Genomic DNA, 13,287 nt, shown 5'->3' on the forward strand with positions numbered 1-13,287 from the left:
GTCGGCATCGAGCGCATCGCTGTCGAGATCATCCGCGGGTCCGGCAGCGGCTTCAACACCGAAATCCTCGCCTTCAAGCTCATCGAGGAGGACACTGCCAAGATCGGCGTCATCGGCGGCACTGGACTGCTGCGGCTCAGCGGGCTCGTGCTCGTCGAGTTCCCAATCCAGCTCGTCGACAGCATGCACCGGCTCGTTGGCGACGTCTTTGACCGCCGCCATTGGCTGTTCAGCGGCCACTGCTGGCTTCTGAACTACCGGCGCGATAGGCTGCTGAACAGCCATCACGGGCTTCTGGGCAGGCTGCGGGCTTGTCTGAGGTTCGTTGACCGGTTGTGCCGGCCGTGTGCTCATCGCACCGAGCAGCGCGTTCAGTTCGTCTTCCAGGCTGCGTTCCTCAGCCACTGGGGCCGTCGGGACGACAGCGGCCGGCGCCGCTGGTTCGGCCGCAACCTGCGCCACGGGCTCTTCGGCTTCCTCGGCAGGCGCATCGTCGAAGCTCAGATCGAAATCGTCGTCGAACGCCGCTTCAGCGGCCGTGCCGGAAAGCCGGGCGGCCTCTGGCTCTTCGATCGACTGCTCTTCGATAAACTCTGGTTCTTCGATTTCGGCAGGCTCGTTCGGGCGAACGTCGAAGTCCATGTCGACATCGGCCATGGCATCATCGAAATGGCCGGCAAGATCCTCATCGGCCGAAACCGCCTCAACCGGCGATGCCGGGGCGGCGACGTTTTCCGCCGGCTCATGCTCGTCGAACATCAGCTCGTCTTCGAGCGAGCTTGCAACGGCATCGTCGAACTCGTCATCGAACGCGGCCGCTTGCGCGGCGGTTTCAACGGCGACGGTCTGCTCCATCGGCTCATGCTCTTCGAGCATCAGCTCGTCTTCGAGCGAACTTGCCACGGCGTTGTCGAACTCATCGTCGAAGGCGGGCTCGTCGACCGGCTCGATCGCCTCGGCTGCGGCCCTGGGTTCATCCTCGCCGGTCACCGCGATCTTGGCCGTCACATCGTCGTCGTGCCGAAAATCCTGGTCGACAGAGGCGGCAAGTTCGTCGTCACTCGAAAGGTCGTCCTCGAACGGCGACACGTCTTCGAGCGAGCCGGCGACGGCGTTATCGAACTCGTCGTCGAGCTCCGGCTCGACGGCGGGAGCGAACGCCCTTTCGGGGGCGGAGGCAATTTCGTCGGCGGCAACAGGAGTAGCCGCAACAGGAGCAGCATCATCCGCCGCACTGTCGTCGAACGCGAAATCCTGTTCGAACGAGGCAGCAAGCGCGTCCTCCATTTCGTCGGCGGCGGCCGGTTCGGGTGTCGGCTCGCGAAGCTTGGCAGGGGAAGCATTGTCATTGGCGTCGGCGCCGAATTCGCCCATCAACTCCTTCTCGAGATCGATCTCGAAATCGCCCTCGTCCACCGACGGTTCGGCGGCAGCGGTTTTCGGCTGGGCCGGCGTTTGCGGTTTGACCGGCTGGCGTGGGTCGAACCCCATGATCCTGGTCAGTTCCGCGAACGGATCATCGTTGGCGATGTCGTTGTGGTCGGCTGCTCTCAGATGGGTTCTGTCTGCCATTATTGTTCCCGAACTCGCACTCATTCGGACGCCATGGACGTCGCGTAGGGTTGGCCCTTACCAGCGCAATGTGGGCAAAAGGTGACAGGTTTTTTACTCAAACCTAACGCATTTCGGTGGGCGCATTGGCTCCGATCAGCGTCAGGCCGGACGTCAAAATGTCCGAAACAGCCTGCACCAGCCCTAGTCTGGCATGCGTCAATTGTCGGTCGTTAACCTTAACAAAACGTAAGTCGGGATTATCGGTGCCCCGGTTCCAGTGTCCGTGGAAGCTGGAAGCGAGTTCGTAGAGGTAAAATGCCAGCCGGTGGGGCTCGAGCGCGAGCGCCGCGGCTTCGATCAGCCGAGGATATTCGGCGAGCTTCCTGATCAGGCCGATCTCCCCCTCATCGGTCAGCAAAGCCACTTCGGCGGCCAGCTGGTTGCGGTCGAACATGGCCTCGCCCAATTGCTCGCTCGCCTGCCGGAATACCGAATGGCAGCGCGCCGAGGCATACTGCACGTAGAACACCGGATTGTCCTTCGACTGCTCGGTTACCTTGGCGAAGTCGAAGTCGAGCGGCGCGTCGTTCTTGCGGTAGAGCATCATGAAGCGGATCGGGTCGCGGCCGACCTCCTCGACCACTTCGCGCAAGGTCACGAACTCGCCCGACCGCTTCGACATACGCACCGGATCGCCGGCGCGAAACAGCCTCACCAACTGGCAAAGCAGCACGGTAAGCTTGACCTCGTCGCCGGCAATCGCCCGGGCAAGCGCTTCCAGCCGCTTCACGTAGCCGCCATGATCGGCGCCAAGCACATAGATCAGGTCGACGAAGCCGCGATCGACCTTGTCCTTGAGGTAGGCGACATCGGCGGCGAAATAGGTGAAGGTGCCGTCCGACTTGACCAGCGCCCGGTCCATGTCGTCGCCGACCGCGGTCGAGCGGAACAGCGTCTGCTCGCGGTCCTCCCAGTCGTCCGGCTTCTCGCCCTTGGGCGGCGGCAGCTTGCCCTTGTAGATGTGGCCCTTCAGCGTCAGGTCGCTGATCGCCGAGCGTATCTTGCGGGCGTTGTTCGCATGCAGCGTCCGCTCGGAGAAGAAGACGTCGTGATGCACGTTGAGCAGCGCCAGATCCTCGCGGATCATCGCCATCATCGCGTCGATCGTCCTGTCCTTGACGATGGCAAGCGCCTCCTCGTCCGGCATCTGCAGCAGGGAGCGGCCGAATTCGCTGGCCAGCGCCTGACCAACGGGGATCAGATAGTCGCCTGGATAAAGCCCGGCCGGAATGTCGCCGATCTCATCGCCGAGCGCTTCGCGGTAGCGCAGCATGACTGAGCGTCCGAGCACGTCGATCTGCGAACCGGCATCGTTGATGACGTATTCCTTGGTCACGTCGTAACCGGCGAAGGCCATCAGATTGGCCAGCGCGTCGCCGACTACAGCACCCCGGCAATGGCCGACATGCATCGGGCCGGTTGGGTTGGCCGAGACATATTCGACATTGGTTTTCTTGCCGTCGCCGATAGTCGAGCGGCCATAGTTGCGGCCTTCGCCGAGCAGCGCCGTCAGATGCGCCTGCCAGAAGCCGTCCTTGAGCCTGAGATTGACGAAGCCCGGGCCGGCGATCTCGGCGGCCGCGATATCCTCGTCGGCGCGCAGCGCCTCGGCCAGCCTTTCGGCCAGCGCACGCGGGTTCTGGCCGGTCGGCTTGGCCAACACCATGGCTGCGTTGGTCGCGAGATCGCCATGGCTGGCATCGCGCGGCGGCTCGACGGCGATGCGCGACAGGTCCGGCGACACGCCATCCTTGTCTTTCAAATCAAGCGCTTCGACGGCCTTTATGATTCGCGCGTTGAAATCGGCGAAGATGTTCATTGCTGTGGCTCTGACGGTTTTGCAGGGATCCGGCTCGTTGGCCGGCAAAATCGCGCCCGCCCTAGCTCAAATCCGGCGTATGGTCAAACAAACGCCTGTGTTCCTTGAGTGCATAAGTGTCCGTCATGCCGGCCAGGAAATCGGCAGCACTGCGCGCCTTGACGCGGTCCTCTGCCCGGTCGAGCCCTTCGCGCCAGCCATCCGGCATAGCGCGCGGATCGGCGAAATAGACGTCGAACAGGTCCCTGACGATCTGGTCGGCATCGGCGCGCACCCGCATGACCTCCGCATGCCGGTAGAGGTGCTTGTAGAGAAAGGCCTTCAGCTCCTTTTCCAATACGGCCGTCTCGGCGGAGAAGCTCACCATCGTCTCGCCGGCCGCCCTTACCGCTTCGGCGCTGTCGGGCTTGATGCGCGCCAGATTGGCCGTCGTCGAGACGATCACGTCCTCGACCATGATGGTGATCTGCCGGCGCATCAGCTCGTGGCCGGTGCGTACGTCATCGAGCGCCGGATAGCGCTGACGCACGCCCTTGAGGATCGACCCCGGCAGCGAGACGCCCTCCAGCATATCCAGCGTCAACAGCCCTGCCCTCAAGCCGTCATCGATGTCGTGGGTGTTGTAGGCGATGTCGTCGGCAATCGCCGCACACTGCGCCTCGATACCAGCGAAGCGGTCGAGCTCGAGGTCGTGCAGTTCGGAATAGTCGCGGATAGCCTGCGGCACCGGCCCCTTCAGCCCTTTGCCCTTGGCATCGGTCAGCGGGCCATTGTGCTTGACCAGCCCCTCCAGCGTTTCCCAGGTGAGGTTCAGCCCATCGAACTCGGCATAGCGCCGCTCCAGCCGCGTCACCACACGCAGCGACTGCGCATTGTGGTCGAAGCCGCCCCAGGCGGCCATCTTCTCGTTCAGCGCGTCCTCGCCGGTATGACCGAAGGGCGTGTGGCCGAAGTCGTGCACCAGGGCCACCGCCTCGGCCAGGTCCTCGTCGCCGCGCAGCGCCCGCGCCAGAGCGCGTGCGATTTGCGCGACCTCGATCGAATGCGTCAGCCTCGTGCGGTAATGGTCGCCTTCGTGTGCGACGAACACTTGCGTCTTGTGCTTCAGCCGGCGGAACGCCGTCGAATGGATGATGCGGTCGCGGTCGCGCTGGAACGGCGTGCGCGTCGGGCTTTCCACCTCGTCGAACAGCCGCCCGCGCGACTTCGCCGGGTCGCTGGCATAGGCCGCGCGCGGCCGATAGCCGAATCCGATGTCGCCCAACTCGTTGGTCATAGCGTATGCCGCAGTTGACTTGCCCCGTCGCGCTTCATACCTATCATACGAAACCGAATGCAAGGTGACGCCCATGGGCGCTGATGCCAAGACCGCCATGAAAGTCGAGATGACCGACGCCGCCGCCAGGCGGATCGCCAAGATTGTGGCGAGCGAAGCCGGTAAGACGGCCGTGCGCGTTTCGGTCGAGGGCGGCGGCTGTTCCGGCTTCTCCTACAAGTTCGACCTGGTCGACAGGCGCAATGACGACGACGTCGCCATCGAGAAGGACGGCGCCACCGTGCTGATCGACGACCTGTCGCTGGTCTATATGGGCGGCTCGGTGATCGATTTCGTCGACGATCTGATGGGCCAGTCGTTCCAGATCAGAAACCCCAATGCGGTCGCCTCCTGCGGCTGCGGCACCAGCTTCTCGATCTAGAAATGCCCGACATCGGCGCGGTCCGTCAGGTCGCGCTTTCCGCCGGGCGCGACCTCGATGCGACGCTGGCGTTCTGGCGCGAGGTGCTCGGCATGAACCTGCATGCGCGTTTCGATCCGCCAGGCATCGCCTTTATCATGGCCGGTGACGTGCGCCTGCTTTTCACCGACGGCCTGCCTGCCGGCACCGTCTATCTCGACATATCGGGCCTCGACGAGTTCCACGCTTCGGCAAGGGTCGCCGGTGTTCCCTTCACCGCGCCGCCGGCGCTCGTCCATCGCGACACCGAAGGCCTGTTCGGCCAGGCGGGGGAAAGCGAATGGATGGCCTTCCTAAAGGACCCGGCAGGCAATACGATCGGCCTTGTCGAACGTCATCCACCGGATCGCTAGTCTCCGGACCACCAGCCTATCGAGGCCGTCATGAAAATCGTCACCTGGAACATCAACGGCGTTCGCGCCCGCATCGGCAATTTGACCCATTGGCTGACGGAAAGCGCGCCCGACATCGCCTGCCTGCAGGAGATCAAGACGGTCGACGAGCAGTTTCCCCGCGCCGAGATCGAGGCGCTCGGCTACAATGTCGAGACTTACGGCCAAAAAGGCTTCAACGGCGTCGCCATCCTGTCGAAGCTGCGTTTCGACGAGGTCAATCGCGGCTTGCCGGGCGACGATGCCGACGAGCAGGCGCGTTTCATCGAGGGCGTGTTCTCGACCGACAAGGGCGCCTTGCGCGTTGCCTCGATCTATCTGCCGAACGGCAACCCGATCGACGACGAGAAGAAGTTCTCCTACAAGCTTTCCTGGATGGCGCGACTTGAGCGCTGGGCCGAGGAGCGGCTTGCTTTGGAAGAGCCGCTGGTCCTGGCCGGCGACTACAATGTCATTCCCGAGCCGATCGACGCGAAGTATCCGGAAAACTGGCTAAGCGATGCACTGTTCCAGCCCGCGACGCGGCAGGCGTTCCGGCGGCTGAAGAATCTCGGCTTCACCGAAGCCGTGCGTGCCGTCACCGACGCCCCGGACATTTTTACGTTCTGGGACTATCAGGCCGGCGCCTGGCAGAAGAACAACGGCATTCGCATCGACCATTTGCTTCTGTCGCCCGAAGCCGCCAACTGGTTTTCCTCGGCTTCGATCGAAAAACAGGTGCGCGCCTGGGAAAAACCCTCCGACCACGTGCCGGTGGCGATCGATCTGGCGCTGCAGCCGGCCTGACCGCAGCTGCTGTCCGGCGGCACATTGATAAGTTGACCTCTTATCGCCACAAATCGCGTGCTTGATGAGAAATCATCATGGTGGCTGGGGTTCCCATGACTACTCGATTTGCACTCTGCCCGATCGGCTGCGCGCTTGCGATGGCGGTGGCGACGCCGGCTTTTGCCGATGCAGAGTGCCTGGCTAACGGCAAATCATTCCAGATCGGCCGGGTCGCCTGCCTGACGCTTGCCGGCCAAAGCTACCTCGCCCGTTGCGAGATGGTGCTCAACAACACGTCCTGGACAAAGCAGCGGGATGGCTGCCCGGAGAACACGCTGGCCCCACATCTGCAGGGCACGCCGATCTCAACACCGGCGCCCAGCGGCATGCCGGCGGAACCGACCGACAATTGATTTCAAAACGGAAATTCTGCCGACCTACTGGTCGCCGCCACCCTTGGTGAGGATGTCGTCGGCCAGCGAGATCGCGGTGCGGCGGTCGGCTTCGCCGGCGGCCGCAAACGCTTCTTCCTGCATGCCGCGGATCCATGGCTGGTCGGCGGGTGAGGCCCGTTCGAGCGCCGCGGTCATCATCGCCAGCCCCCGCACGATCTTGCCGCTTTGGAAGAGCAGGTTGCCGAGCGTCGCCTGCGCGCCCGCATGGCCCTTTTCGGCCGCCAGCTGGAACCAGCGTCCGGCCTGCTTGACGCTGGCCTTGACGCCGCCCTCACCCTTGAGGAACATCTGGCCCATCTCGAACTGGGCGTTCGGATTGCGGTAGTTGGCAGCGGCACGCATGTAATATTCCTGGGCCGCCACTTCGTTCTCCTCGACGGGGCTGCCGGGAATGCCCTTCCTCAGATAGTCGCCAAGCGCCACCAGCGCGTCCGAAACATAGCTTTCCTCGGGCGAACCGGGCTCGACATCCTGGTCGACGATCTCGCTGAAGAACTTGAATGCCGCGTAGTCGTCTCGCGCCACGCCATCGCCTTCGGCATACATGCGCGCAAGCTTCCAGGTGGCGCCGATCTGGCCGTTCTCCGCGGCATATTTATACGCTTCCGCGGCCTGCTCCTTATGGCCGTTCTTGTAGGCGGAAAAGCCGAACTGGAACACCGCCCAAGGGCTCGACTGCGGCTTCACGCCGGTCTTGTCGTCGAACACCTTGTCGTCGAAGGCCATGGCCTGGCCGACGGCGCCCAAGGTCGCGCCAAACGTGGCGAGCGCAACCAGTGCCGAAAGGACAGACGACCTCAACAACTCAGATGTCCGCATAGCAGTGTGTTTCTTTGGCACCGCCGGGATGGGTGACCGCGCCGTCGCGGGCAGATCCGACCGTCTGTGCGTATTTCCAGATCGCGCCCGACTGATAGTCGGTCGTGCGCGCCTTCCATGCTTTTGCCCTCGCCGCCAGTTCGGCTTTGGACAATGCAACCTCGATCGTGCCGTTCACCGCGTCGATCGAGATCAAGTCGCCATCCCTAAGCAGCCCGATCGGGCCGCCGACAGCCGCTTCCGGCCCGACATGGCCGATGCAGAAACCGCGCGTCGCGCCCGAAAAACGCCCGTCGGTGATGAGCGCCACCTTGCCGCCCATGCCCTGGCCGTAGAGAGCCGCCGTCGTCGACAGCATTTCGCGCATGCCCGGGCCGCCGCGCGGACCCTCGTAACGGATGACGAGAACCTCGCCTTCGCTATAGTTACGGTGCGTAACCGCTTCGAAACATTCCTCTTCCGANCTTCCGAATCGAAGCAGCGTGCCGGACCCGAGAATTTCAGTTCCGCCATACCAGCGACCTTCACGATCGCGCCTTCGGGGGCAAGGTTACCCTTCAAGCCCACGACCCCGCCGGTCTGGGTAATCGGCCTATTGGCGGGACGGACCACATCCTGGCTGTCATTCCAGGAAACATGTTCCATATTTTCGGCCAAAGTGCGGCCGGTCACCGTCAGGCAATCGCCATGAAGATAGCCATGGTCGAGCAGCGTCTTCATCAAGAGCGGAATGCCGCCGGCCTCGAACATGTCCTTGGCGACGTATTTGCCGCCCGGCTTGAGGTCGGCGATATAGGGTGTTTTCTCGAATATCTTGGCCACGTCGAAAAGATCGAACTTTATCCCGGCCTCGTGCGCGATCGCCGGCAGATGCAGCGCCGCGTTGGTCGAGCCGCCGGTGGCCGAGACCACGGTCGCGGCATTTTCCAACGCTTCTATGGTAACGATGTCGCGCGGGCGGATGTTCCTTGCGATCAGCTCCATGATCTTTTCGCCGGAAGCGAAATTGAAGCGGTCGCGCATCTCGTAGGGTGCCGGCGCGCCGCAGGAATAGGGCAGCGCCAGGCCGATCGCCTCAGCGACGGTGGCCATGGTGTTGGCGGTGAACTGGGCGCCGCAGGAGCCGGCCGACGGACAGGCGGCTTGTTCGATCTCGAGCAGCTCGGCGTCGCCGATCGTGCCGACCGAATGCTGGCCGACCGCCTCGAACACGTCCTGCACGGTGATCTGCCGGCCACGGTAGCTGCCGGGCAGTATCGAGCCGCCATAGATGAAGATCGACGGTACGTTGAGGCGCACCATGGCCATCATCATGCCGGGCAGCGACTTGTCGCAACCGGCCAATCCAACCAGCGCATCGTAGCAATGGCCGCGCATGGTGAGCTCGACCGAGTCGGCGATGACCTCGCGCGACACCAGCGACGACTTCATGCCCTGATGACCCATGGCGATGCCGTCGGTGACGGTGATGGTGCAGAATTCGCGTGGCGTGCCGTTGGCGGCCGCCACGCCCTTCTTGACCACTTGTGCCTGGCGCATCAGCGAGATGTTGCAGGGCGCGGCCTCGTTCCAGCAGCTGGCGACACCGACCAGAGGCTGCGCGATCTCGGCCGCCGACAGCCCCATCGCATAGAGGTAGGAGCGATGCGGCGCCCGCTCGGGACCAACGGTCACGTGGCGGCTCGGCAGCTTGGCCTTGGAGATCGCTCTGGCGTCCATACTCGTCCTTGCCGCGGGCAGTGCGGCCTGCCTCTTCGCCTAGCCTTTTGGCGCATGTCCCGAGACAAGTTCGAGGTGCGCCGGGTTTATGGCGGGAAATAGGCAATGTTCCCGGGCGGCCGGGTGGCGCGAGGGTTGTTCAGAAACTGTTGCCAAAACGTCACAATTATCGGAGCGAACATCATGGGGGCAATTTGTTGCATTGGCCGAATGCCGGATGACGCACCGAACAAAACGGCCGGGCAACGCCCGGCCGTTTTGTCGTTTAAAATTTAATAGTTAGAACTTGATCTTGACGGAAGCCGAACCAGCGAGAAGCAGGTCGTTGCCGTAGGTATAGGTAACGGCATTTGCCACGTCGCCGACACCGCTGAAAGTCGATGACCCGCTCGTCAGCACACCGATCGAGCCGCCGAGCCTGACCTCGATCTGGTCGTTCGGCGAATAGGAGACGCCGCTGGCAACGGCCCAGGTATCCGACTGATAGCCGGAGGTCGTCGAGGTGCCGCGATCCCAGGTCAGCGAAACCACGCCCGACAATTGATCGGTGAACTTGTGCCCGATACCGCCCGTGACCGTCCAGCCGTCGCGATAAAGCAGGTCGAATGAAACGGGCGAGGGCAAACCGGTTACCGGACTGCGCACGCCATTGATGGCAATGACGCCAAGCTTGCTCCACTCCTGCCAGCGGATGGAACCAAAGGCCAGCCAGCCAGGAGCTATACCGCTCTGCAGCTTGAATTCCAGAGCCTGAGGTATCTCAGCCGACGCCGAGACTGGGTACACGCCGGTAGAGCCGGGAATCAGATCCGCTGGAAAGGCGCCCCTGAAGCCGGTCGTGTCGACGGTTCCCGACAGCCCGTCATATTTGTAGCTCGAAGAGTACATCAGGCTGGCGCGCAGGGCGATCTCGGGGATCTCATAGGCTGCGCCCGCACGCCAACCCCATGCCTCGTCGGATAGCTTGAAGACGCCGAGGCCGGTATTGCCGAAGGCGAGCAGTGTCTGACGGGAAAGAAACGCGTCTACCTGCTGGTAGGAGACACCGCCGATGAATCGTATGGCGCCCTTGCCGACGTTCACCTTATAGGAGCAGGTGAAACCGAAATCGTCTGTGTCGACGGCGTATTTGACCGCTGTCGGCGAATAGGCGTTGTTCATGCCGAAATTCGCGTCCGCACCATACGGTCTCGTATAGGTGGCAAGACAGTCTACGGGCTCAAAGATGTTGGCCTTGATGCCGACATGCGGCACCGCATAATCGCCACCAACGTCCACCGCCGATGTCGACAAACCCGAGCCATCGAGACGCTGCACATTCTTGAGTTTGCGCTGTGGCGAAACATAGGTGACGCCTGCGTCGAACGAATATGGCGCCGCGTCGAACAGCTGGTCGATATTGACGCCGCCCCGGTCAAAGCCCCCGGCTTGCACCGCCCCAGCCAAAGCCAGCGAAAAAGCCCCCGCGCCCAGCAGCACTTTCAGACGCGAATAACACATGAATCTCCTCCCCGAAATGTCCTTGCATCAAGCTAGAACCAATTCAGGTTAACGGCGCAACAACGAATTCGCCGTGCGTACATGTACAGCTTGGCTGAACGCATTTCCGACAAGGTGTCGGCCTTCTTACCGAGGCGGGAAAATGGCCGCCACAATACAGATCGATGAGAAAACTCGGGAAAAAACCCTAAATCACTGCAAAACAGGGCATTTTGCGTGCCCAGTCAGCCATTGTTACATTACGGCAACAATGGGGCAAAAACATTCAGTTTGCCTCAAGATTTACGCTGCGGAATGCCTGTTTTCGTGGCAGGCGGCCTGTCTGGAAGGCAGATTCGTGACCGGCGAATCTATTGCGGCCAGCAGGCCCAATTTGTTTGATCAGCCGGCCCAACCTGTTCGATCAACCGGCCCAATCTGTTCGATCAACCGGCATCGCGCACCCGCGCCAATGCCACCGAAAGCTTCTCTTGCGCCTCGCGATATTCGGCGAGTTTTTCACGCTCGGCCTCCACCACCTCTTCCGGCGCGTTGGCGACGAATTTCTCGTTGGACAGCTTCTTGTAGAGCCGCGCTATTTCCTCGGTCACTTTCGCAAGCTCCTTGTGCAGGCGCGCTGCCTCGGCGGCAAGGTCGATCAGGCTGCCGAGCGGCAGGCAGATCGTCGCCTCGTTGACCACGATCTGGGCGGATCCCCTCGGTGGCGCCTCGGCGAGCGAGATGTCGCCGACCCGCGCCAGACGCTTGATAGCCGAGCCCTGACGCTCGAGCCTTTCGTGTGTCGCGTCGTTGGCGCCGATCACCACGAGCGGTGCGATAGCCGCCGGCGGCACGTTCATCTCCGAACGCACCGAGCGGATGCCGGAGACAAGGTCGACCAGCCAGTTGATATCGGCGGCGGCCGCCTCGTCCTCGAAGTCGGGCGACGGCCATGCCGCATGACAAAGCAGCGATTGCCGTTGCCTGCCCTCGCCGGCGGTTTCGGCCCACAGTTCCTCGGTCATGAACGGCATCATCGGATGCAGCAGCTTGTAGATCTCGTCGAGTACGAAGGCAACGCATGCCCTGCTCTCGGCCTTGGCGGCCTCGTCGGTGCCCATGAACACCGGCTTCAGCAGTTCCAGGTACCAGTCGCAGAACTGGTTCCAGACGAAGCGGTAGGCGGCACCCGCCGCCTCGTTGAAGCGGTATGAGGTGATACCGTCCGTTATGTCCCGCGCGGCTCGCGTCAGCTCGGTCAAGATCCAGCGGTTGACCGCCAGCTTGGCGTCCTGCAGCCAGAAATCGTCGTCGCGCGCCACTTCGTTCATCTCGGCGAAGCGCGTCGCGTTCCACAGCTTGGTGCCGAAATTGCGATAACCGGCAATGCGGGCCGGATCGAGCTTAACGTCGCGCCCTTGCGCTGCCATCACAGTCAAGGTGAAGCGCAGCGCATCGGCGCCGTATTCGTCGATGAGCTCGAGCGGATCGATGACGTTGCCTTTCGACTTCGACATCTTCTGCCCGTTCTTGTCGCGAACCAGCGCATGGACATAGACGGTATGAAACGGCTCCTGATCCATGAAATGCAGGCCCATCATCATCATGCGGGCGACCCAGAAGAAGATGATGTCGAAACCGGTCACCAGCACGTCGGTCGGGTAATAGGTCTTCAGCTCCCGCGTCTGGTCCGGCCAGCCAAGCGTCGAGAACGGCCACAGCGCCGACGAGAACCATGTGTCGAGCACGTCCTCGTCCCGGGTCAGGATCTCGCCAGGCTGGAAATTCTCAAGCTTGTCCTCGACCCAGGCCTTCCACGGCCCTTCCAGCGCCAGATAATATTCGACGGCGGCACCGAGCGCCTCTTCCTCGGTCTTTTCGACAAAGACATGCCCGTCCGGCCCGTACCAGGCAGGGATCTGGTGACCCCACCAGAGCTGGCGCGAAATGCACCAGGGCTGGATGTTTTCCATCCAGTCGAAATAGGTCTTTTCCCAGTTTTTGGGCACGAAATTGGTACGGCTCTCGCGCACCGAGGCGATCGCCGGCTTGGCCAGTTCCGCCGCATTGACATACCACTGGTCGGTCAGAAACGGCTCGATCGGCACGCCGCCGCGGTCGCCATGCGGCACGGCGTGGCGATGCGGCTCGACCTTTTCGAGAAAGCCGCCCGCCTGCATCAGCTCGACGATCTTCTTGCGCGCATCGAAACGGTCCAGGCCGTCGAGGCCGTCCCAGACGGTCTGGCGCTCCGGCGTCACGTCCAGTCCGGCGAGAAAGTCCTCATTGTCCTTGAGGCTCACCGCCGCATTGACGGTAAGGATGTTGACCGCCGGCAGCCGGTGGCGCTTGCCGACCTCGAAGTCGTTGAAGTCATGCGCCGGCGTGATCTTGACCGCACCGCTGCCTTTTTCGGGATCGGAATACTCGTCCGCCACCACCGGGATCCTGCGGCCGACGATCGGCAGGATGAGGTTCTTGCCGAC

9 protein-coding genes and 1 pseudogene are annotated in these 13,287 nt (G+C 62.5%); 4 read left to right on the forward strand and 6 right to left on the reverse strand.

Features of this window, described 5'->3' with window-relative positions:
- Positions 1-1,675: 1,675 nt before the first annotated feature.
- Both argS and X773_RS64775 read right to left on the reverse strand, forming a co-directional pair.
- Positions 1,676-3,433: an arginine--tRNA ligase gene (gene argS / locus X773_RS64770; RefSeq protein ID WP_023678933.1), complete on the reverse strand. Its 1,758-nt coding sequence runs from the start codon at positions 3,431-3,433 to the stop codon at positions 1,676-1,678.
- A 61-nt stretch (positions 3,434-3,494) separates the two neighbouring features.
- Positions 3,495-4,709, reverse strand: a complete 1,215-nt coding sequence (locus X773_RS64775; RefSeq protein WP_023678934.1) for a deoxyguanosinetriphosphate triphosphohydrolase — start codon at positions 4,707-4,709, stop codon at positions 3,495-3,497.
- Between the two features lie 73 nt (positions 4,710-4,782).
- On the opposite strand from X773_RS64775, the gene erpA reads away from it, so the two are divergent.
- The 4 genes from erpA (at position 4,783) to X773_RS64795 (ending at position 6,742) form a co-directional block, all read left to right on the forward strand.
- Positions 4,783-5,130, forward strand: coding sequence for an iron-sulfur cluster insertion protein ErpA (erpA, locus tag X773_RS64780; RefSeq protein ID WP_031212336.1), 348 nt, complete (start codon positions 4,783-4,785; stop codon positions 5,128-5,130).
- A 2-nt stretch (positions 5,131-5,132) separates the two neighbouring features.
- Complete coding sequence (locus tag X773_RS64785) at positions 5,133-5,522, forward strand: VOC family protein (RefSeq protein WP_023678936.1); 390 nt, start codon at positions 5,133-5,135, stop codon at positions 5,520-5,522.
- A 30-nt stretch (positions 5,523-5,552) separates the two neighbouring features.
- Positions 5,553-6,347, forward strand: a complete 795-nt coding sequence (gene xth, locus X773_RS64790; RefSeq protein ID WP_023678937.1) for an exodeoxyribonuclease III — start codon at positions 5,553-5,555, stop codon at positions 6,345-6,347.
- 77 nt (positions 6,348-6,424) lie between these two features.
- Positions 6,425-6,742 carry a hypothetical protein gene (locus X773_RS64795; RefSeq protein ID WP_023678938.1) on the forward strand — a complete coding sequence of 106 codons (318 nt, stop codon included), beginning with the start codon at positions 6,425-6,427 and terminating at the stop codon, positions 6,740-6,742.
- A 24-nt stretch (positions 6,743-6,766) separates the two neighbouring features.
- Here the strand turns inward: X773_RS64795 and X773_RS64800 are convergent, their stop codons facing one another.
- The 4 genes and pseudogenes from X773_RS64800 to X773_RS64815 form a co-directional block, all read right to left on the reverse strand.
- Positions 6,767-7,603, reverse strand: a complete 837-nt coding sequence (locus X773_RS64800) for a tetratricopeptide repeat protein (RefSeq protein WP_023678939.1) — start codon at positions 7,601-7,603, stop codon at positions 6,767-6,769.
- A pseudogene (gene ilvD / locus X773_RS64805) lies at positions 7,590-9,322 on the reverse strand (dihydroxy-acid dehydratase). The gene X773_RS64800 and the pseudogene ilvD overlap by 14 nt, the downstream one beginning before the upstream one ends.
- A gap of 279 nt (positions 9,323-9,601) precedes the next feature.
- Positions 9,602-10,822, reverse strand: a complete 1,221-nt coding sequence (locus X773_RS64810; protein WP_023678940.1) for an outer membrane protein transport protein — start codon at positions 10,820-10,822, stop codon at positions 9,602-9,604.
- 425 nt (positions 10,823-11,247) lie between these two features.
- Positions 11,248-13,287, reverse strand: a 2,040-nt coding sequence (locus tag X773_RS64815) for a valine--tRNA ligase (RefSeq protein WP_023678941.1), incomplete at its 5' end; no start/stop codon positions are given.

The sequence above is a fragment of the Mesorhizobium sp. LSJC280B00 genome (assembly GCF_000502835.1).
Taxonomy (GTDB): domain Bacteria; phylum Pseudomonadota; class Alphaproteobacteria; order Rhizobiales; family Rhizobiaceae; genus Mesorhizobium.

Bases quoted from the DNA above. Each gene is read 5' to 3' on its own strand.
- argS (WP_023678933.1), bottom strand. From the start codon at position 3,433: ATGAACATCTTCGCCGATTTCAACGCGCGAATCATAAAGGCCGTCGAA.
- xth (WP_023678937.1), top strand. From the start codon at position 5,553: ATGAAAATCGTCACCTGGAACATCAACGGCGTTCGCGCCCGCATCGGC.
- X773_RS64775 (WP_023678934.1), bottom strand. From the start codon at position 4,709: ATGACCAACGAGTTGGGCGACATCGGATTCGGCTATCGGCCGCGCGCG.
- X773_RS64810 (WP_023678940.1), bottom strand. From the start codon at position 10,822: ATGTGTTATTCGCGTCTGAAAGTGCTGCTGGGCGCGGGGGCTTTTTCG.
- erpA (WP_031212336.1), top strand. From the start codon at position 4,783: ATGGGCGCTGATGCCAAGACCGCCATGAAAGTCGAGATGACCGACGCC.
- X773_RS64795 (WP_023678938.1), top strand. From the start codon at position 6,425: ATGGTGGCTGGGGTTCCCATGACTACTCGATTTGCACTCTGCCCGATC.
- X773_RS64800 (WP_023678939.1), bottom strand. From the start codon at position 7,603: ATGCGGACATCTGAGTTGTTGAGGTCGTCTGTCCTTTCGGCACTGGTT.
- X773_RS64785 (WP_023678936.1), top strand. From the start codon at position 5,133: ATGCCCGACATCGGCGCGGTCCGTCAGGTCGCGCTTTCCGCCGGGCGC.